Here is a 20467-nt window from a genome sequence, read left to right as displayed (position 1 = left end):
ATACAAGGACAGGCACATGATCGACCTTAACAACGAAGGCGAACACCTCGTCCGTCGTATCCCATTCCCAACTCCTGGGCCTGTAGCACCAGCGCTTCCATTGCCTCTTGGCTTTCTTCGTCACGTCGCTGCTTGAACGCCATCAAATCCGAAAATCGAATCCGTCGATGACGACCCGTTTTTGTAAAAGGAATAGCACCTTCCTCCTGCATCTTGACCAGATGCTGGCGCGAAACATTGAGCAGGTCGGCTGCTTCATGCGAGGTCAATTCAGCATGCACCGGAACTAGCTTCACGGCATTGCCGCTGGCCAAATCGCCCAGGATATCGACAAGCCGATGCAGCGCTGAAGTTGGGAGTATGAGGGTGTGAGGTTTGTCTTCTTTGTCAAAGATATCGATGCGCTGGGTTTGAAATCCGGTCGACAGGAGCGAGGCCACTTCGCGCAGGTCTTGCACAGCCGCTTCGACTTCTTTTTCCAGCGGAATGATCGTGTGGGTAATCATGATGCAGCTCCGGCGTTACGCAATTCGGTGGGATTCAACGCAAACGCAGCAAACGATAATCGAAGTATTCGGAACAGAGACACCCGCTCAAGCATCAGTCCACTTTTCCCACACCAACCACCGAATTAAGCCGACATCAGCCACTGAGCTCCCCCTCTTAGGCTCACTCCCTCGCACAAGGAAGTGAGCCGGTCATGTCAGAGCGCTTTTACCCCCCCACCGAAGAACAGCTACTCAAACATCGAATTCTGATCCCGCCGCCATCGCACGTGCCTTACTCGCCGGCTGTTGATTTTTTCGAACCGCCCCCTGCCACGGCCCCTACGCTAGCCAAGCCTCCCGGCTGCGTTTTCATCAAGCCCTGCCAACTGCCCGACGGCGTCAGCCACTACTTCAATCCACCGGTTACATCCCGTTGGAGCTGACTCACGTAACCGGCGAGCAGCTAAAAGGACCGAAGAAAAAACGAAACATCAAAAAATACCTATGAGGGCTACATGGGACTGAAAGTGAGATTGGAATGGTTCGACAGAACCACAGAGTTGCTACGCGGAACGCAGGACTCAGCGGATTTGGGAGATGACTACTCCGTGATTTCCAAGCTGGGGCTGTCGGCAGCCGAGGACGTCAATAACGGCATGTTTGAACTACGTAGGGAGTGGCTAACAGTGATACAGGCTCACTTCGCTCATGAAATTGCCCTGTCAGAGAGCGACTACTTCATCGCCTTTGATTACGAAGATGCGAACGAATAACACACATCTGGAGAATTCAGCTTCATGCGCAGGCTGTCACTGACAAACAAAAAACTTCGCAATATCCCCAGGCACCTCAGGGCCCTGACGCGTTGGGCAGACGGCTACGAAGGTTGCTTTTACGAAGCCTTACCGTTGCCCCCGGACTACGTGAACCTGAAAATTCCCGTTATCGAAAACCTTGTTGAAGGTCATCAAACCACGCCGGAGATTCTGGCGCATTGCGCTCAACAGTTGATCAAGGTTGCAGGCCACTTGATAGAAGCACGGTCAGACGATGACCCTGAGTGCTGGGTTGTCGCCTGCATCATGGTCCCGGATATGTTTTCAAGCAGAGTCTGTGTCTACACCGATAAAGCCCGCTATCTCGGCCACACCCAACCCTTCGATTACGAGTACTTCCGTCAAACCCGCATCACGGACCGAAGCCTTGCCCGCGAATGGGGATTGGTCGTTCCGCCAAGGCTCCACGAAGTTGGCTTTCACTTTACCCACGAGAACGAAAACGCAGAGGTTTTCGAGTCAGAGCATTGGTACTTCGGCGAAGTCAGCACGACCGATGAAGACCCTGGCGCAGAGCGCTGGGAGTATCAAACCTTCAGATCCTTCCAAGCGCAGCATCCGCATTTGTTCGCTCCATCCAAACTGGCGTAATTAGCGGCAGAGAGCTTTCCAAATGACGATGAAAATCAGATTGCGTCGGTACGAAAAGCACAGCAATGACTTGAAGGCGGATGAGTACTCAGCGGAAATTGCAGATCCAGACAGTGTCTTTGAAGCGTTGGATCTAGCCGAAGAGACCGCGATATATGCCGACGTATTCAACGTTCTGCCTAGCTGGATAATGATTATTCAGCCGCATTTCCAGCACATGATTGAACCCGACCGACTCGACTACCAAATCTCCTTCCGCTACCAAGGCGCCTGGCCACCGCCGCCAAAGCAACCCAAGAAGGCGTCTTGATGCAATGAAACCCACACCGCAAAAGCCCGCCTTCTAGCGCTCACCGGACTCTTAATATCAAACGCCAGTTGCACACTCCATGAAGGACAGCGATACGAGCATCGGGGCCTGCCAGGCATACCGAGGTGATCCCATCGCAGCCTCGCTGGGGCTCGACAGCTCCCACAGGGGATCGGAGGTGCGGCCGCTTCAGGTGTTCTCAAATACCAACCGCGCACACAACCCGCCCCGCTCGCGGTTATGCAGCGCCAGCTGGCAGCCAATCTTGCCGACGATCATCTGCACAATCGCCAACCCCAACCCCGCGCCATTGGCATTGCCTCGGCTGTAAAACCGCTCGAACAGGCGCTCCATCTGCGCCTCGTCAATCCCCGGGCCCTGGTCTTTCACGCTCAGGCAATGGCTGCCGATCACGACTTTCACTTCGCTGCCCGCCGGGGAGAAGTTGAGGGCGTTGGTGACCAGGTTCTGGAACGCAATGGCCAGCGCCACCGGCTCGGTGGCGACCCAGCAAGCCTCATTGCCTTCGAGCACCAGGTCCACGCCTTTTTCCAGGGCCAGCGGGGTCAACTCGGCGAGTTCTTCGCGCACCAGTTCGGTCAGTTGCACCCGTTCACATACGGGGTTGTTCAGTTGCGGTTCGATGCGTGCCATGGTCAGCAGCTGGCTACCGATGCGGGTGGCGCGGTCGACGCCGTTGACCAGAAACTCCAATGCCTCGCGCCGTTGTTCTTCAGTGACGGCGCTCTGCGCGTTCTGGGCGTGAATGCGCAGGATCGCCAGCGGCGTGCGCAGTTCGTGGGCCGCGTCGGCGATGAAACGGCGTTCACGGTCCAGCAGTTCATCCACTTGGACCAACAGGCGGTTGAGCGCGGTTTGCATGGGCTCCAGGTCGCCAGGCAAGGGCTTGAGGTGCAAGGGTTGCAAGGTCTCGGCGGTTCGCCCACGGATGGACAGGGCCATGCGGCGCAATGGTTTGAAGCCCCAGCCAATCACCAGCCAGATCAACAGCGCCAGCAGCGGTACACCGATCAGCGTGGGCCAGAGGGTGTGGCGCACAATGCGCTGGATCAGGTCCTGGCGGATGTCATCGCGCTCGCCGACCCAGATCAACAGACCCTGCTGCGGGTCGGCCAGAAGGAAGGCGCACCAGTCGTTGCCGTTGTCCATCAGGTCGTGGGAACCGAGGGTCGCGGGCGGCGCCGCCAGCACGGGGGCTTCGGCGGAGCGCACGAGCAACTCACCCGCGCTGTTCCAGACCTGGAACGTCAGGCGGGTTTCATAGGGGTGGGCCACGCCATCCTCGCCCACTCGGCTCATGGCCTGGTCAAACGCCTGGTACAGCCGGTCCCAATCCGCTTCGCCGGGGTCACGCTGGCGCAACACGCCTTGCAGCAGGCGCGCACTCTGAGCGAGTTGAGCGTCGTAGACTTCTTCGATTTCGTGGTGGCTGTCACGCAGCACCAACCAGCTGATCAGGGCGTCACCCGCCAGGATCAGTAGCAACACAGGGACGAGGATGCGCGCGCGCAGCGAGGTCATGGTTTGAGCGCCAGTACATAGCCAACACCGCGCACGGTGCGGATCAGCTCGGTGGATAACTTTTTGCGCAGGTTGTGGATCAACACTTCCAAGGTATTGCTCTCGACCCGATCCTGCCAGCCATACAGCGCACGGGACAGGCGTTCACGGGTCACCACCTTGCCGGGGCGCACCATCAGTTGGTGCAGCAGTTGGTATTCCATCGGGGTGACGATGATGTCGGCGTCCTGGTAGCGCACCTGCTGGGTCGCCGGGTCGAGGCTGATACCGACGTGCTCGAGCATCGGTTGCGCACGCCCCTGACTGCGGCGCAACAGAGCGCGCACGCGGGCTTTGAGTTCTTCGACATCGAAGGGTTTGATCAGGTAGTCATCCGCGCCGGCATCCAGCCCGGCGATGCGCTCGGCGGTGCCGTCGCGGGCGGTGAGGATCAGCACCGGGATATCGTGCTGCGCGGCGCGCAATTGCTGCAACAGGTCGAGACCATCGAGGCGCGGCAAGCCGAGGTCGAGCAGCAACAGATCGAAGCTCTCCGTGCGCAGGGCATGCAGGGCCGCGAGGCCATCGTGCAGCCAATCGAGGGTGTAGCCTTCGGCGCCCAACGCCACGCGAATGCCCTGGCCGAGGGCACGATCATCTTCGACGAGGAGTAGGCGCATAGCGAAATCTCTGTAGGAAACGGCCGCATCATGCCGGGTTCTGGCCCTGGCTATTTCGGCAAAGATGTTACGGCGCATTGCCAACTAAGGTTGCGCTAAGGTTGGTTTTGCACTGTGAGACCTCCCACATTTGCTGAGAGCTTTTCCATGCGCAAAATTCTCCTGCTGTCCCTGATTCTCGCCAGCCCCCTGGCCGTCGCCGGCCCGCAGTGCACCACCGCCGAGCGTTCACAGTGGCAAGACGAAAAAGCCTTCCAGGACAAGCTCAAGGCCGACGGCTACACGATCAGCAAATTCAAAGTCACCGACGGCAATTGCTACGAGATCTACGGCTTCGACAAGGACAAGCGCAAGGTCGAGATCTATCACGACCCGGTCACCGGCATAGCCGTGAAGACTGAGATCAAGGGCTGATATGCCGGGCGACTCCCTGCGTCTGTGGGACCCGCTGGTCAGGCTGTTTCATCTGTCGATCGCCGGGGTCTTCATCGCCAACTACGCCTTGAATGAGGCGGGCGATACCTGGCATGTCTGGCTGGGCTACTACGCCATGGCCTGGCTGCTGGTGCGCACCGTGTGGGGGTTCGTCGGGCCGCGCAGCGCACGCTGGGCAGACTTCTGGCCCACACCAAAACGGCTGAAGGCCCACGTGCGCTCCCTGCTTGACCGCAACCCGCAACATCGCTTGGGCCATTCGCCGCTGGGTGCGCTGGTGATGGTGTTGATGCTGACGGCCCTGCTGACACTGGGTGTCAGCGGTTTCCTGATGCAGGAAGTGGACGCGCTATGGGGCGCCGACTGGCCGCTGCAAGTCCACGCGAGCGCCGCCAATGTGCTGCTGGCGCTGGTGTGCGTGCATGTGCTGGGCGCCGTATTTGAAAGTATCCAGGTGAAGGACAACCTGCCGTTATCCATGCTCACCGGCCGCAGGAAGCGCTTGCCGGATGAACGTGCGCAGTAATCTTTTCCGACAGGTTCTCTATGCGCTCCGCCTTAATCATCTGCAGCCTGCTCGCGGTATTTTTCGCTGCCTGGCAAAGCCATCCGCCGCATACCCTGGCGCCATTTGCCCAAGCCGGCCCGAGCGATACGCCAGCCGCCACGACGCCGCACTACACCAGCCGTTTTGTGTCCTCGCAGCTCACCGATTTTGTGCACTCCTCCTCCGTGACGGCCCTGCCCGGCGGCGATCTGATGGCGGTGTGGTTTGCCGGCTCTCGCGAAGGCGCCGCCGATGTGCAGGTGCGCACTGCGCGGTTTGATGCGCATAGCGGCGAATGGGGCGCCGAGCAGGTGTTGGCCACGCGTGAAAGCACCCGCGATGGCACCCAGCGCTACATTCGCAAGCTGGGCAACCCGGTGATCGCGCTGGGTCCGGATCAACGCCTGTGGATGTTTTATGTGTCGGTGTCGGTCGGTGGTTGGGCGACCAGCGCGATCAACGTGATGGTCTCGCAGGATCTGGGCGCGAACTGGTCGGCGCCTCGCCAACTGGTGACCTCGCCCTTCTTCAACATCAGCACGCTGGTGCGTGCCGCACCGGTGTTTCACGCCGACGGCTCCATCGGCCTGCCGGTTTACCACGAGTTCATGGGCAAGTTTGCCGAGTACTTGTACTTGAGCGCCGACGGTGCGGTGATCGATAAATTCCGTATCAGTCGCGGCAAGCATTCCCTGCAACCGACCATCGTGCCGCAGGATGGCCAGCGCGCCGTGGCGATGCTGCGTTATGCCGGTGACACCCATCACCGGGTCCTGGCCAGCCGCACCGAAGATGCCGGGCAAACCTGGAGCGAACCCTACCCACTGGCCCCCGCCAACCCCAATTCGTCGCTGGCGGCCGTCGCCACCCAGGACGAGGGCCTGCTGGTGGCCCTCAACGACCTGCAAGACGGTCGCTTCAAACTCAGCCTCTACGGCACCGACGCCCGCCTCAGCCAGTGGCGCAGCGTGGTCGAGTTGGACCAGTCGCCTGACCCGCAGGGCCAACCGTTCGCCCCCGAGGTGTACAAAGAAATCATCGGCGAAGGCTTTCGCGCCTCCAGCGGGGCCCGGCGCCTGCCGCTGGCACAACGTTTCCTGAGCAACCTGGACTACCGCGTGTGCAAGCCGCGTGGCTGTGAATTCGAATATGAATACCCCTACTTCAGCCGCAGCCCGGACGGCATGTACCACTTGGTGTACTCCTGGAATAACACCTTTATCAAACACGTCAGCTTCAACGAAGCCTGGCTCGCGGAGCGTCTGTGATGATGTCGTTGTGGCAAGCCCATTTGAGTTTTGTGCTGCTGGGCTTTGTGCTCTCCAGCACGCTGGGATTCACCCGGCGATGGCGGCCATGGTTGCTGCCGATGTGGGCAGGGCTCAGCTTCATTCCCGTGCATGAGCTGCCGCTGGCCGCCTACGTGCGCAGCTTCACCGATGACTTGGCCATCAGCACCCTGGTGTTGCTGGCGTGGGTCGCGCTCTGCCGTTTGGGGCTGCTGCAAGCGCTTGAACCCAGGCATCAACGGCAACTGCTGATGCTGTTCGGTGGGCTGAGCCTGCTGCTGTATCCGGCCACGCTGGGGCTGACGTATGTCGACCCTTACCGTTGGGGTTTCAACCCGCGCCCGATGATCGTGATGCTGGCAGCTGCCGCGTTGTTACTGGTGTGGCTACGCAATGCCCTGTGCGTCTGGATGCTGGCGCTGGGCACCCTGGCGTTCGCCTTGCGGCTCAAGGCTTCGGAGAACTACTGGGATTATCTGGTCGATCCGCTGTTGGCGGGTTACTGCCTGGTCGCCGGATTATCGCAACTCAAACTGTGGGAGCGGGCTTGCTCGCGATGGCGTCGGCACGGCCAGAGCCGCTTTGGCTGATACACGCTGCATCGATTCAAAAAATGAGGACGAAACATGGGTGCGTTGCAATCACGCCGCCTGCGCTATGGCGTGGGTGCGATCGGGTTGGTTTTTGTGTTGCTGGCGGCACTGCGGCTGGTGTTTGTGGTGGGCTTTTCGGGCCTGGATCTGAACACGCCAGGGCTGATGGAAACCCTGGGCATCGGCCTGCGGTTCGACCTGCGCCTGGCGGTATTGATCCTGTTGCCACTGGCCGTGCCGGCCTGGCTGCCACGCTGGAACCTCACCACGCTGCCGGCCCTGCGCTGGCTGGCACGCGGCTATCTGGTGCTGGTATTGGCGGTGGTCGGCCTGGTGTACATCATCGATTTCGGCCACTACGCCTACTTGGGGACACGCATCAACGCGACCGTGCTTCGTTACCTGCAAGACGCGCAGATTTCTCAACAGATGGTGTGGGAAACCTACCCGGTGCTGTGGATAACGGCCTGTTGGCTGAGCGCCGTGGGGCTGTGGGTGTGGGCGCTGGTCTGCCTGGAACGACTGACCCTGGACCGCAAAGCCCAGCCAATCGGCAAACTGGCGCTGGCCTCTGTCTCAGTCATCGGCGTCATCGCGGTACTGCTGGCCCTGCTCGGCCGCGTGGCTAACCTCAACCTGGAAAACCCGGTGCCCCTGCGCTGGAGCGACGCCTTCTTTTCCGGCAACAGCCAGGTGGCTGCGGTGGGCCTGAACCCGGTGCTGTTTTTGTACGACACGCTCAAGGTCGGCCAGGCGCAATTCGACGAAGCCAAGGTGCGCGAGCTGTACCCGCAAGTCGCCCACTACCTGGGCGTCGACCAACCCGATGCCGAGCGCTTGAACTTTACCCGCGAACAGGCCGTGCAGCCCTATCGCCTGGCCGGCGAGCGGGCGCCTAACGTGATCTTTGTGATGCTCGAATCCCTCGGCACCAGTGCCGTGGGTGCCTACGGTAACCCGCTGAACCCCACGCCGAACCTGGACAAACTGGCGACGCAAAGCTGGTTGTTCAAACACTTCTATGTGCCCGTCACCGGCACTGCGAAAACCGTTTGGGCGAGCATCACAGGCGTGCCCGACGTGACCCGCCGGGAGACCGCCACCCGCAACCCGTTGATCACTCGCCAACACACGTTGATCAACGCGTTCGAGGGTTACCAGAAGTTCTACATGATCGGCGGCAACGCCGGTTGGGCGAATATCAACGCCCTGATCCGCCAGAGCATCGACGGCGTGCAACTGTTTGAGGAAAGCCACTGGCACTCGCCACGCGTGGACGTGTGGGGTATTTCCGACCTGGATTTGTTCAAGGAAAGCGATCGGCTGCTAAGCGCTGTTCCCAAGAACCAGGCGTTCTTCGCCTACCTGCAAACCTCCGGCAACCACCGCCCCTTCACCATTCCTGAGCAAAACGATGGTTTCCAGGTAAACGACGTCACGCTGGAGCAAGCCCAGGCGGCCGGTTCACGCAGCGTCGAGCAATACCAGGCGGTGCGGCTGCTGGACTACAACATCGGCCGCCTGATGGAAATCGCCAAGGCCGGCGGCTGGTACGACAACAGTATTTTTGTGTTCTTCGGCGACCACAACACGCGCATCAGCCAGATCCCGCACATGGCCCCGGCTTTCGAGCAATTGGGCCTGGAAAGCAACAACGTACCGTTGCTGATCCACGCGCCCGGCCTTGCGCCTCGCGTGATCGAAGAAGCGGTGGGCCTGGCCGACCTGCTGCCCAGCGTGGCCGGCCTGGCGGGCGTACCGTTTACCAATAGCGCAATGGGCCGGGATATCCAGCAACCGGCGCCGGAAGGCGAACGCATGGTGCCGTTGGTACTGCAGGAAGGTACATTTCCGATTATTGGCGGGGTCACCCAGCGCTTTCTCCTGCAAATGCAGCACGACGGTAGTTCACCCACCTTGCATGACTTGGCCTCGCCGACGCCTCGCGAAGACGTCGCTCAACAGCATCCCGAAGCGTTCCAGCGTTTACAGGCGCTGACACGGGGGCTGCATGAAAGTGCACGGCTGATGCTGTTCAGGAATGTGCGCGAATAATCACTTGGGCTGGAAGGTTTCCAGGTACGCCAGGATGTCCTGGATTTTTTGCGGGTCACTGATGCCCCAGAAAATCATGCGCGTACCGCTGACCACGTTCTTCGGCGCCTCGATATAGGCGGCGAGTTTGTCGCGGGTCCAGACCACGCCGGAGTTTTTCATCGCATCGGAGTACTGATAGTCCGTAGTGGTGCCGGCGGGCCTGTCGATGATGCCGTTGAGCTGCGGGCCGAAACCACCCCGCGCGCCCTCGCCGATGCTGTGGCAGCCGCCGCAGGTCTTGGTGAAGAGCTTGCCGCCCGCCTCGGCATCCCCGGCAGCGAAGGCCGGGCCGGTGGTGAGCATCAGGGCGCAGGTCAATAAGGCGTACTTCATGGGCGACTCCACATCAGGTGTAGCGGGCGATTATGCCTGTTTGTCAGTCGGCCATGCCTTGAGGCGTGCGCGCCGATGACCACTCATCGTTTTGGATAGCCTGGATCGAACCTATTCGAGCCGGTCCCACTCCATCTAGTTGTTATCAGCGGGTGAAGTAAAAATCATGGCTCAGCCAGCAATTTTAGTGTTGGAAGACGACGAAATCATTCGGGCGTTGATGGTGGATGTACTGGAAGATTTCGGTGCTCGGGTGACGTCGTTTCCGTCGGCTGATGAAGGCATGATTTACCTGGAACGCGGCGATGCCCCGGTGGACCTGATTGTCAGCGATATCCAGATGCCGGGTTTACTCAACGGGTATGACTTGAGCAAAGTCGTGGCCCATCGCTGGCCCTATGTGCCGGTGGTGCTGACGTCCGGCAATACCAAGTTGGCGGCTGAGTTGGGCAAGTCGGTGAGATTCCTGCCTAAACCCTGGAGCGTCGAGCATTTACTGCAATGCGTGCAAGGAGCTCTGACCCCGCAGGGTTTCTCGATGCATTAATAGCACCGCGACATCATTTGAATTGAACTTTGCGGTATTCGCCAAGGTCGTTGGTGAGACTAGGAGCGATTTTTTCTGATCCGCCGGTCAGTGTTTTCGTGTTTCGCGCAGAACCCGGCCATGAGTTGTGTAGAATCGTCGCCCATTTCCACGCGTCATTCATGGCCGAGAGGCCCACAGTTCGAGCTTATTGAATGCATTCACAGGCCCATGACGTCAGTGCGCCCTCGTTGCTGGAAGCGTTGCGCACAGGCACCGGCTTGTTGCATGTCGCGTTGGAAAAGCGCTTGCCGTTTTTTTCCGAACACCTGGACGCGCAGTGGTATCAGCGCTTGCTCCAGGCGTATTACGGATTTTATGCACCGATGGAAGTCAGCCTGTATGCAAGCGGCCTGATCCCCGCAGGTTTTGACCCGGCACAGCGTGTGAAAACCCCGACACTGGTGAACGACCTGAAAGCCCTCGGCCTGGACGACGAAGCCATAGCGGCCTTGCCCTACTGCCGCCAACTGCCGACCTTCGACACCCCCGCCGCATGCCTCGGCGCTCTTTACGTGCTGGAAGGCGCGACGCTCGGAGGCCAGGTATTGCGCCGGGAAATGGCCCAGCGCCTGGCGGTGAATGCCGACAACGGTGGCGCATTTCTTAACGTCTACGGCGCCGAAACCGGTCGACGCTGGAAAGACTTTCTCGATTACCTGGGTTGCCTGCCACTGGACGCTGACGCCAAAGCGCGCGCGGTCATTGCTGCCCGCTCGACATTCAGCGGCTTTGAGCAATGGCTCGAACGCCAGGAGGTACTGCTATGAAACCCGATGATTTTGAAGAACTGCTGGCCAACTGCGCCGACGAACCGATCCGCTTCCCCGGCGCCATCCAGCCCCACGGCGTACTGCTGACCCTGTCGGAACCGGGCCTGAATATCATCCAGGTCAGTGCCAACGTCGGCAGCCTGTTTGGTCACGCGCCGGAGTCACTGCTGGGCCAGCCGTTGCACACATTGATCGGGATGGACCACGCCCAGGCCGTGCAATCGATAGCCGAGCACGATACGTTTTTCGACGCGCCGACGCTGCACGTCACCTTCAATGGCGAGCCCTTCGAAGGGTTGCTGCATCGCCACCAGAATGTACTGGTGCTGGAATTCGAGCCGCGGCTGGAGCACTTCAAGCCGCGCGCGCTGAACGGCCGCACCAGTGACCTGGGCAAGATGCTCAAACGCCTGCAATCGGCGAAAACCCTGCAGGCGCTGTACGAAATCAGCGTGGCCGAAATCCAGGCGATGACCGGTTACGACCGCGTACTGATCTATCGTTTCGAAGAAGAAGGCCATGGCCAGGTGATCGCCGAAGCCTCGGCACCGTCGATGGAGCTGTTCAACGGGCTGTTCTTCCCGGCGTCCGACATTCCGGAACAGGCCCGCGAACTGTATCGCACCAACTGGCTGCGCATTATCCCGAATGCGGCCTACGAGCCAGTGCCCTTGGTGCCCAAGTTGCGCCCGGACACCGGCCAGCCGCTGGATTTGAGTTTCGCCACCCTGCGCAGCGTGTCGCCGATTCATTGCCAGTACATGCAAAACATGGGCGTGCTGTCGTCCATGAGCATTTCGCTGATGAAGGGCGACAAGCTTTGGGGGCTGATCAGTTGCGGCAACCGCGAGCCGTTGCTGGTACCCAACGAACTGCGCAGCGCCTGCCAGACCATCGGCCAGGTGTTGTCACTGCAGATCAGCGCGATGGAAGCGTTGGAGCTGAACCGTCAGCGCGAAGAAAAAATCGACGCCTTGGCCACCCTCGACAAAGCCATGAAAGCCTGCGACGGCAACGTGTTCGATGGCCTGGCCCAGCAAGGCCAAGTGCTGATGGACCTGACGCTGTCCGGCGGCGTGGCGATCATCGAAGACAGGCAACTGCACCGTTTCGGCAATTGCCCGGAACCGGCGCAGATCCGAGCGCTGCATAAATGGCTGCAAGACAGCGGCGAAGCGGTTTTCTCCAGCCATAACCTGGTGTCGGTCTACCCTCCAGCCGCAGCGTTTCAACAGGTCGCCAGTGGAGTATTGGCCATGAGCTTGCCGAAGCCTGTGGATAACGGCGTGTTGTGGTTCCGCCCGGAGGTCATCGAGAACGTCAACTGGAGCGGCGATCCGAACAAGCCCCTCGATCTGGAAAGCTCTGACGCCGGCTTGCGCCTTCGCCCGCGTACGTCTTTTGAAATCTGGAAGGTGGAAATGGCCGGTATTTCCACCAAATGGAGCCATGGCGACCACTTTGCCGCCAATGACCTGCGCCGCTCGGCCCTGGAAAACGACCTGGCCCGCCAGGTTTTGCGTGAACAACAGGCCGTACGCGCCCGTGATGAGCTGGTGGCGGTGGTCTCCCACGACCTGCGAAACCCGATGACCGTCATCTCGATGCTCTGCGGCATCATGCAAAACGCCTTCAGCTCTGACGGCCCGCACACGTCACGGCGGATTTCGTCGGCCATCGACACCATGCAACAAGCCGCCGGACGTATGAATACGTTGCTGGATGATCTGCTCGACACCTCGAAAATCGAGGCGGGGCGTTACGTGGTCAAGCCGGTGGCGCTGGATGTCAGCCAGATGTTCGAGGAAGCCTATGCCCTGCTGTCCCCACTGGCGTTGGAGAAAGGTATCGACCTGTCGTTCAACGCCGAGCCGGGCCTTCGGATCAACGCGGACCCGGAGCGGCTGTTCCAGGTCCTGTCGAACCTGATCGGCAACGCCATCAAGTTCACCCCGCGCCAGGGCAATATCGGTATCAGCGCCATGAGCCATGGCGAAGAGATCGTGTTTTCGGTACGCGACTCCGGCGAGGGCATCGAACCCGAGCAATTGCCTCACGTCTTCGACCGTTACTGGACCAAGACCGAAAACAACCCCACCGGCACTGGCCTGGGGCTGTATATCAGCCAAGGGATCGTGCAGGCTCACGGCGGCAAGATCGTTGCTGAAAGTGAGGTGGGGCGTGGCAGTGAGTTCCGCTTTACGGTGCCACGCCTCCACGACAACGCTCAGGCCTGACCCAAGCGGTCGGGCGACGCTTGTGCCCGCCCGCTCTTGTTAAGGATGCCGAACGCATTACGCGTGAGCCGGGCCAGCGCATGTTCGCCACGCGCGGCCAGGGAGAAGTGCTCCAACGCCCCCCACAGCTCAATGTCACCCACCAGGTAGACCCGATGCCTGGCGCGGGTCAGCGCCACATTCAGCAGGTTGGGTTTGGAGGCTGCCCATTGCGCGCCTCCCGCGTGGTCCCTGTCCGCGCCCAGGATCATGAACACCGTGTCCTGCTCTTTGCCCTGAAACGTATGCACCGTGCCGACGTTACGCTTGACCCACTCTTTAAGGTCCGTGCGCCGGGGCTCGGCACCCGCCCATTTGACTTGCATCAGGTGCTGGCGCAACGCCTGGCGCACGGCCTTGAAGGGCGACACCACATACAATCCGGGCAATGCCTGGTCGCGCTGGAACAGGCACACGATCACCTTCGCCATGAATTCAATCTGCTCGTACACCACTTGTTTGCGGGTCACGTTGCCGCGGATGTCGACCCAGCCGCTGGGCAGGTCGATCAGCGGCGCGTCCGGGGCGTTTCGCTGCGCAAGGCCCAAGACCATCTTGTCGTCATAAGCCATGCGATTGGCCAGGGAAAACATCGGGTCATAGCAACGCCGGTGCACGCGCAACGGGCTGCCAATCCAGAGACGCTGCCCCATCATCGGCGCATAGGTGCCAAAACGGCTGGCTTGATCCGCCAGGCGTTGCACCGACACCTGATGGGGCGCATAGCTGTCGTCCTGGGTAAACGGTGACAGTTGCCCCAAGGCCGTGATCAGTTGCCGTGGCAGGGTAAACACCGGTTCAATTTGCAGCGGGTCGCCTACCACCACACAACGTCGGGCTCGCCATAGCGCACCGACCGCCGCCTGGGGCACCGCCTGCCCGGCTTCGTCGATAAAAACCCACCCCAGCGCGTCGCTTTGCAAGCCTCGAAACTGATTGGCAAAGGAGGCAAACGTGGTGGACACCACCGGCACAATCATGAACAGGTTTTGCCAGATCGGCAGTACGTGGCCGGCGTCTTCCGGCTGCTTGTTATTCAGCAGGTTGGAGATGGCCCATAGATTGGAGCGCATGCGGTTTTTGGGTTGCCCGGCCTCATGCAACCAGGCTTGCTGCAATTGCAGGGCAGCCGCGAACAACGCCGAGCGCAGTCGAGCGAACTGAGCGTCATGCCACAGACCGTTGATCTGAAACTGCGGCAACTCCAAGTCAGCCAGGGCGGCAGGCAGCACAGGAACACCCAGGCTTTGCTCAAGTACCGCACGCTCTGCGGTTTTGGTTTCCCAGTCGCGAGACCTTTGCGCCAGGCTGCGCTCACAGGCTTGCCGTTGAGCGTCAAGCTTCGCGAGCTGGCTGGAAAGGCTCGCCGCTTCGCTTTTGAGCGCTCTGAGACGAGCATGCGATTCGAGTTGCAACTTGGCATTCTCAGCGCATTGGCGAATGTAGGTCCTGGCAGACTGGGTGCGCCACAACCGCGCCCACCAACCAGGCGAGGTGCGATCGATCAGTCGTTGCTGTTCGACGAGCAATAGGCACTCCTGCCCCTCCACGTGCTGCAGGCGCAGATTCTCGCGCACAGCCGCGTCAGCAGCCTCCACGCCCGCTCGCAATTGCGTATGAGCTTGCTGCGCCTGCGCCACGTAGCTGGCCTGGGTACCATCGCCCAGCTCTTCGAGCAATTGCGCCAGGCGCTCGCGCTCAGCCAGTGCGGCGCTGACGGCCTTGTCGGCCAGGCTGAAAGCGGCGCGAGCCTCAGCAAAACGGGTCGGCTGCGCCTGATCGAACCACTTCCAGAGGGTTTGCGGCCGCTCGGTTTTATCGGACTCGAATTCGTTGAAAAACAGCCCTTCGCGAAAGCGTCGCCGATTACCGGCGTTGCCCAATGCACAGCTGACAAGGCCCCAGGGAACGTCCCGGCCCTTGGGGAAAACCGGGCCGGATTTTTTGACCTTCACGGCCAGGTTATGGGCCACCGGTTGCAGGTAACCGACTGATTGCCAGGCAGCGTCCAGGGCGCTGCGCTTGGTCAAGTCCACCGAGATGTTTTCCACCGCGGCATTATTCGACGATGCCACGACCATCTCAAAACCGGTCAGGGCCTCGATCAAGGGCCATACCTTGCGCTGTTCATCCATGAAACGAACAGTCAGCGGCTGCGTACTGAACGCATCATTGACGCTCGACAGGCCCGACAGCACCCGCGCACGGCGCACGATGTTGTCGGCAAACAGATCTCGCAACAGTGTCGTCTTGCCGGTACCCGGCGGCCCGTTGACCGCAAACAAGCCGTTGTACTGCAAGTCTGCGCCGGCTTGATTGAGCGCGAACTGTTGCATCAGGCTCATCGGGTGCTCGGCGTTGCCCAACCAGTGGCCGATGCTCAAATGGCGCGGCCGCAGCCGTTGGTACAACAGCTCGCGCCCGGCGTTGGAATACAGGTCCAGGCGCTGATCATCGGCAAGCGGGGTCAGGTACTGCCGCAGGGCGGCGGGCACGTTGCCTGTCCGCACACTGTGCATCGCCCGCTCGAGATCGCCGATGTAAAAGCTGTTGAGGATGTCGAGGTCGTCGACAGGGTCATCCTCATCCTCCTCCTCTTCTTCCTGGAGTGTTGCGGGCTCCTGATCGCTTGCATCATCAAGCGCCTGGGTGGTCCTGGCCTTGGTCTTGACCTCAAGTACGGCCAGCGGCTGGTCAGCCCCTGGGTAAAAACCCGCCCACTGGCACAGGGTCTGGTGCAGCGAAAGCACTTCACTCGCCGTCAGCGGGCCGCTGGCATTATCCACACGGGTGGCGAAGAAGTTGTTGAACCGGTTGACCAAGTCGTCGCGGGCAGACTCGAACTCGGCGGCTCCCAGCGCTCCCAACCCGTGGGACAACGCCTGGCCCAAGGCCCAAGGTGCGGTAGAAATGGAGATGGAGCCGGCGAGGGGGCAACCGGACTTATCCAGGCTGATCCTGGCAAAACAGGTCTGCCCCTCAAGGTCGGCACGCGCCTCTTCCTCGAAGCGCGCGGCGGCACTCAACGGTGCGGGAACCGGTACTAACCTCTCACACAGCGAGAGCACTGCAGACTTGTCGAACACGCCCAGGAAGAGGCTGTAGCTGATGATCTCCTGATCAACAGGGACATCCATGCGATTCCACTGGGTAGAGCCGGCGTCGAGACAGGCTTGCGGCAAGATCACCTTAGATTGCCAGTCCTCCAACTCATCCAGGCGCTGATCCAGGCCATAGGGCACAAAAAATTCGACCTTGTGCCAATAATCCAATATGGCTAAAAGTCTTTGCTGATCAAAGGGTGCCAACGTCCTGTATCCCGAATATCCATAATCGAAGGGTGAGTGTACACGCCCCCTCTTCGCAGCGGAGCAGCGCCATCGCCACGCTCGGTCATCTTTTGACGCGAGACGTTTATAGCCCAGTCGCCCAGTGCTCTGTAGGTTGGGTGCGCGTCGACCCGCTCGACACGTTCCCACCAACGGAGATCGCCATGATCGATTTGTTTTTCAGCATTCCGCCCAGCTATGCCTCCCTGCATCCGGATCGCAGTGTCACGCCTGACCGGCCCCCAACCGTAAAACCCAAGCCTGCGCCCGAGCCTGGCCCCGCCATCGATTTCAGCGGGCGCCGAAACAAAGCGGCTCGCCCAGGCAATCTGGATAGCCTTGGAGGCGGAAGCGTTCTTTAAACGCTGCTTGAGATTTTTGGCAGGAGCGAGCTTGCTCGCGAAAAACTCACAGGCGCCGCGCTCATTCAGGCAACCCGCGTTATCGTTGACGTTTTTCGCGAGCAAGCTCGCTCCTACATTGGCATGAGTGATGGCTCATAGCCACAACTCTAAAGCAGTATTCCCGCCCTATTCAAAGCCCACGGCCCACGAGGTAAAGTAGCGCCAGCCACGGAGTATCGGCGTCAACCATGATTGGCCCTCAGAGCCAATCCAAGCAGGGAGCGCGCATATGGACGATACCTCCGACAACCCGCCGCTGAGGAACGATTTTTCCGACCTCAACAGCGAACTGCTGCACGCGGTCATGGAATTGGTCAGCGATGGGATCTGGGATTGGAATGCCAATACCGGCTTCGTCTACCGCAACCCCGGCTGGTACGACATGCTCGGCTACCCCCGCCACTCCATGGAGAACAGCGTATTCACCTGGGAGAACGTGATCCACCCGGATGATTACCCGCAAGTCATGACGCTGTTCGATGACTACATTCATCATCGTGCGCCCTTTTACCGAACCGAATACCGCTGCCGCAAGGCCGATGGCACTTACCTGTGGATCGAAGACCGCGGCTACATCATCGCGCGCAATGACGACGGCTCGGTGGCGCGCATGGTCGGTGCCCATCGCGATATCCAGATACGCAAATCCTCGATCGAACAGCTTGAGCGACGTAACCAGTCCCTTGAAGCCCTGGTAGCCGAGCGCACCCGCGAGCTGTCACGGGTCAACCAGCAACTGCAATTGCAACTGGAAGAAAACCGTTCCCTGGCTGAACGCGACGCCCTGACCCACGTGGCTAACCGCTACTGCCTGGAGAAAGTGCTGCTGGAAGAATGCGAGCGCGCCGAACGCTTTCGTTCGCCGCTGGCGCTGGTGGCCATGGATATCGATGACTTCAAGCCGATCAATGATCAGCACGGCCACGCCGTCGGTGACCAGACCCTGGTGCGTGTGGTGGAGAGCCTGTCGGCCTGCGTACGCGAGGGCGACCTGCTGGCGCGCTGGGGCGGCGACGAGTTCATGTGGGTCTTGCCCAAAAGCTCGCTGGCGGTTGCCAGGGCGCTGGCCGAAGAGGCCCGCCGCGCCATGCACGAGGCTCCGGCGGTAGGTGCGTTCGCCCTCACCTTGAGCATGGGGGTGGTCGAACGTCGGCCGGGTGAGTCTCCCGCCGCCCTGGTGGCAAGGGCCGATCAAGCGTTGTATCGGTCCAAGGCGGCGGGAAAGGACAGGGTGTCGGAATAACGATCAGCGCACCGGCGGCGCGTACTGGATGCCGCCTTCACTCCACAATGCATTCAGCCCGCGCTTGATCTTCAATACGCTGCCCTGGCCGATGTTGCGCTCGAACACTTCGCCATAGTTGCCCACCTGCTTGACGATCTGCACCACCCAATCCTTGCGCAGTTTCAGGTCCTTGCCATATTCACCGTCGGCGCCGAGCAGACGGGCGACGTCGGGATTGCGGGTGGTCTTGGCTTGCTCTTCGACGTTCTGCGAGGTGATGCCCATTTCCTCGGCATTGAGCATGGCGAACAGCGTCCACTTGACGATGCTGAACCACTCATCGTCGCCCTTGCGCACCAGCGGCCCCAACGGTTCCTTGGAGATCACTTGGGGCAGCACGACGAATTCGTCCGGGTGGGCCATCTTGATGCGCTGGGCGTACAGGCCCGACTGATCGGTGGTCAACACATCGCAACGCCCGGATTCCAGGCCCTTGGCGCTTTCATCGGCGGTATCGAAGGTGATCGGCGTGTACTTCATGCCGTTGGTACGGAAGTAATCGGAGACGTTGAGTTCGGTCGTCGTGCCGGCCTGGAGGCAAATGGTCGCACCGTCCAGTTGCTTGGCGTCGGTCACGCCCAACTTGTGGTTCACCAGAAAGCCGATCCCGTCGTAGTAGGTCACGCCGGTGAACACCAGGCCCATGCCCGAATCACGCGAACTGGTCCAGGTGGTGTTGCGTGAAATCACATCGACTTCACCCGATTGCAGCGCGGTGAAACGCTCCTTGGCGGTCAGCTGGCTGAACTTCACTTTCGAGGCATCGCCAAATACCGCTGCGGCGACGGCATGGCACACATCGACGTCGATCCCGGTCATCTTGCCCTGGCTGTCCGGTACGCCGAAACCCGGCAGGCCGTCGCTGACCCCACACTGGATAAAACCCTTCTTCTGAATCGCGTCCAGTGTTGCGCCCGCGTGCGCAGTACCGGCCAAGGCCAAGGCTGCAGTGGTGCCGATCACGGCCAAGGTGGTTTTGAATGGGTTCATGCAAGGCGCTCCCTGTCATTCCTTTTTATTCGGCGCTGCACAGCCCGCGCCGGTTTATAGTGATGCCAGGCAGTATCGGCAGGTTTCCCGCCTGCCACAAACGACCTTTCGGCAAAGGCTCCTTCCAATTTGGAATGAACTGCATGATTTCAAAACGCTTGACCCCTTCGATGACCGCCTTGCAATGCTTCGAAGCGGCCGCCCGCCACCTGAGTTTCACCCGTGCCGCTGAAGAATTGCACCTGACCCAAAGCGCGGTGAGCAAGCAGGTGGCGCAACTGGAAGAGATGCTGTGCCACAACCTGTTCGAACGGGTGCGCCAGCGCTTGTACCTGTCACCGGCAGGTTCGCTGTACCTGGCCGAAGTGCACAAGATCTTGACCCAGGTGGATATCTCCAGCCGCTATATCCTCACCTACGGCGGCGAGACCGAAGTACTGCGCATCGCGACCCAGCCAACGTTCGGTGACCGTTGGCTGGTGCCCAAGCTCAAGGATTTCGCGGCCAAACATCCCAGTATCCACTTGGACGTACGCAACGAGCTGGAGCCTTTTGACGTGCTGCAGGCCAAGGCGGATATCGCGTTTTTCTTCGGCCAGGGCTCATGGCCTGGGGCGACCTGCATCGAGTTGTTTCACGAGGCGGTGGTGCCGGTCTGCGCACCGGGGTTCGTCGCCGAGGGCAGCGATGCCTCTTCGCGCCATACCCTTCTGCAGTGCACTTCGCGCCCGGAAGCCTGGCACGAGTGGTTTCTGGAGCAGGGCCTGCACTCGCAGAACAGCTACCACGGGCCGCGTTTCGATACGTTCTACATGTGCATCCGTGCGGCGCAGTCGGGTTATGGCGTGGCATTGGTGCCGCAGTATCTGGTGGTCGAGGAGTTGGCCAGCGGCAGCTTGATGATCCCGTGGAACTACGCAATGCCCAGCGCCGGCGCGCATTTTATTGCCCATGCCGAACATGCCGGCGATATCCCCAAAGTGAAGGCCTTCCTGAACTGGATGGTCGACTACGTCGGCGCACATCCTGACTTTTAATAATGACCCGGCGACTTTATTTCGTTTGCGACAGGGCCGGGCGTGCGGCTTAGATAAAAAACGCCCG

At 60.4% G+C, this 20467-nt stretch carries 20 protein-coding genes and 1 pseudogene; 14 read left to right on the top strand and 7 right to left on the bottom strand.

Features of this window, described 5'->3' with window-relative positions:
* Positions 1-26: 26 nt before the first annotated feature.
* Complete coding sequence (locus JBE38_RS15840) at positions 27-506, bottom strand: helix-turn-helix domain-containing protein (RefSeq protein WP_205344643.1); 480 nt, start codon at positions 504-506, stop codon at positions 27-29.
* Positions 507-700: 194 nt separating this feature from the next.
* Here JBE38_RS15840 and JBE38_RS27690 point away from each other — a divergent pair.
* The 4 genes and pseudogenes from JBE38_RS27690 to JBE38_RS15825 form a co-directional block, all read left to right on the top strand.
* A pseudogene (locus JBE38_RS27690) lies at positions 701-930 on the top strand (detoxification); the annotation flags it as partial.
* Positions 931-1003: 73 nt separating this feature from the next.
* Positions 1004-1261 carry a colicin E3-like toxin immunity protein gene (locus JBE38_RS15835; protein ID WP_205344642.1) on the top strand — a complete coding sequence of 86 codons (258 nt, stop codon included), beginning with the start codon at positions 1004-1006 and terminating at the stop codon, positions 1259-1261.
* A 24-nt stretch (positions 1262-1285) separates the two neighbouring features.
* Positions 1286-1915, top strand: coding sequence for a DUF3916 domain-containing protein (locus JBE38_RS15830; RefSeq protein WP_205344641.1), 630 nt, complete (start codon positions 1286-1288; stop codon positions 1913-1915).
* A gap of 22 nt (positions 1916-1937) precedes the next feature.
* Complete coding sequence (locus JBE38_RS15825) at positions 1938-2225, top strand: colicin E3-like toxin immunity protein (RefSeq protein WP_205344640.1); 288 nt, start codon at positions 1938-1940, stop codon at positions 2223-2225.
* Positions 2226-2414: 189 nt separating this feature from the next.
* Here JBE38_RS15825 and JBE38_RS15820 read toward each other — a convergent pair whose 3' ends face one another.
* Entirely contained in the window at positions 2415-3767 is a 1353-nt protein-coding gene (locus JBE38_RS15820) for a sensor histidine kinase (RefSeq protein WP_205344639.1), read from the bottom strand.
* Positions 3764-4426, bottom strand: coding sequence for a response regulator (locus JBE38_RS15815; RefSeq protein WP_205344638.1), 663 nt, complete (start codon positions 4424-4426; stop codon positions 3764-3766). The genes JBE38_RS15820 and JBE38_RS15815 overlap by 4 nt, the downstream gene beginning before the upstream one ends.
* Before the next feature lie 147 nt (positions 4427-4573).
* Here JBE38_RS15815 and JBE38_RS15810 point away from each other — a divergent pair, with 147 nt between their 5' ends.
* The 5 genes from JBE38_RS15810 to JBE38_RS15790 are packed head-to-tail and all read left to right on the top strand — an operon-like array spanning position 4574 to position 9345.
* The gene (locus JBE38_RS15810) at positions 4574-4840 is read left to right on the top strand and encodes a PepSY domain-containing protein (RefSeq protein ID WP_205344637.1); all 267 of its coding nucleotides are present in this window, start codon (positions 4574-4576) and stop codon (positions 4838-4840) included.
* A 1-nt stretch (position 4841) separates the two neighbouring features.
* A complete protein-coding gene (locus JBE38_RS15805) occupies positions 4842-5387 on the top strand; it encodes a cytochrome b/b6 domain-containing protein (protein ID WP_205344636.1) in 546 nt (181 codons plus the stop codon).
* Between the two features lie 20 nt (positions 5388-5407).
* Complete coding sequence (locus JBE38_RS15800) at positions 5408-6676, top strand: sialidase family protein (protein WP_205344635.1); 1269 nt, start codon at positions 5408-5410, stop codon at positions 6674-6676.
* Entirely contained in the window at positions 6676-7287 is a 612-nt protein-coding gene (locus JBE38_RS15795) for a hypothetical protein (RefSeq protein ID WP_205344634.1), read from the top strand. Before JBE38_RS15800 ends, JBE38_RS15795 begins: the two co-directional genes overlap by 1 nt.
* Positions 7288-7323: 36 nt before the next feature.
* A complete protein-coding gene (locus tag JBE38_RS15790) occupies positions 7324-9345 on the top strand; it encodes an LTA synthase family protein (RefSeq protein ID WP_205344633.1) in 2022 nt (673 codons plus the stop codon).
* Here JBE38_RS15790 and JBE38_RS15785 read toward each other — a convergent pair whose 3' ends face one another.
* Positions 9346-9720, bottom strand: coding sequence for a c-type cytochrome (locus JBE38_RS15785; protein ID WP_090368658.1), 375 nt, complete (start codon positions 9718-9720; stop codon positions 9346-9348).
* A gap of 166 nt (positions 9721-9886) precedes the next feature.
* Here JBE38_RS15785 and JBE38_RS15780 point away from each other — a divergent pair, with 166 nt between their 5' ends.
* The 3 genes from JBE38_RS15780 (at position 9887) to JBE38_RS15770 (ending at position 13316) form a co-directional block, all read left to right on the top strand.
* Positions 9887-10267, top strand: coding sequence for a response regulator (locus tag JBE38_RS15780; protein ID WP_205344632.1), 381 nt, complete (start codon positions 9887-9889; stop codon positions 10265-10267).
* 194 nt (positions 10268-10461) lie between these two features.
* On the top strand, positions 10462-11076 hold the full coding sequence (locus tag JBE38_RS15775) for a biliverdin-producing heme oxygenase (protein WP_060754350.1): 615 nt from the start codon (positions 10462-10464) through the stop codon (positions 11074-11076).
* Positions 11073-13316, top strand: coding sequence for an ATP-binding protein (locus JBE38_RS15770; protein ID WP_205344631.1), 2244 nt, complete (start codon positions 11073-11075; stop codon positions 13314-13316). The genes JBE38_RS15775 and JBE38_RS15770 overlap by 4 nt, the downstream gene beginning before the upstream one ends.
* Here the strand turns inward: JBE38_RS15770 and JBE38_RS15765 are convergent.
* Positions 13307-16627 carry a DEAD/DEAH box helicase gene (locus tag JBE38_RS15765; protein WP_240202524.1) on the bottom strand — a complete coding sequence of 1107 codons (3321 nt, stop codon included), beginning with the start codon at positions 16625-16627 and terminating at the stop codon, positions 13307-13309. The two genes, JBE38_RS15770 and JBE38_RS15765, sit on opposite strands and share 10 nt — an antisense overlap.
* 5 nt (positions 16628-16632) lie before the next feature.
* Positions 16633-17151, bottom strand: a complete 519-nt coding sequence (locus tag JBE38_RS15760) for a hypothetical protein (RefSeq protein ID WP_205344765.1) — start codon at positions 17149-17151, stop codon at positions 16633-16635.
* 166 nt (positions 17152-17317) lie between these two features.
* Here JBE38_RS15760 and JBE38_RS15755 point away from each other — a divergent pair, with 166 nt between their 5' ends.
* Positions 17318-18331, top strand: a complete 1014-nt coding sequence (locus JBE38_RS15755) for a sensor domain-containing diguanylate cyclase (RefSeq protein WP_090368645.1) — start codon at positions 17318-17320, stop codon at positions 18329-18331.
* A gap of 3 nt (positions 18332-18334) precedes the next feature.
* Here the strand turns inward: JBE38_RS15755 and JBE38_RS15750 are convergent, their stop codons facing one another.
* Positions 18335-19363 carry an amino acid ABC transporter substrate-binding protein gene (locus JBE38_RS15750; RefSeq protein WP_060754354.1) on the bottom strand — a complete coding sequence of 343 codons (1029 nt, stop codon included), beginning with the start codon at positions 19361-19363 and terminating at the stop codon, positions 18335-18337.
* A gap of 143 nt (positions 19364-19506) precedes the next feature.
* On the opposite strand from JBE38_RS15750, the gene JBE38_RS15745 reads away from it, so the two are divergent.
* Positions 19507-20400 (top strand): LysR substrate-binding domain-containing protein, encoded by an 894-nt coding sequence (locus JBE38_RS15745; RefSeq protein ID WP_205344629.1) that lies wholly within the window; start codon positions 19507-19509, stop codon positions 20398-20400.
* Positions 20401-20467: the final 67 nt, after the last annotated feature.

This window comes from Pseudomonas sp. ICBG1301 (assembly GCF_016918385.1).
Taxonomy (GTDB): domain Bacteria; phylum Pseudomonadota; class Gammaproteobacteria; order Pseudomonadales; family Pseudomonadaceae; genus Aquipseudomonas; species Aquipseudomonas palleroniana.
Note: the sequence above shows the minus strand (reverse complement) of the source record. Positions and strands in the feature narration are given on the sequence as shown.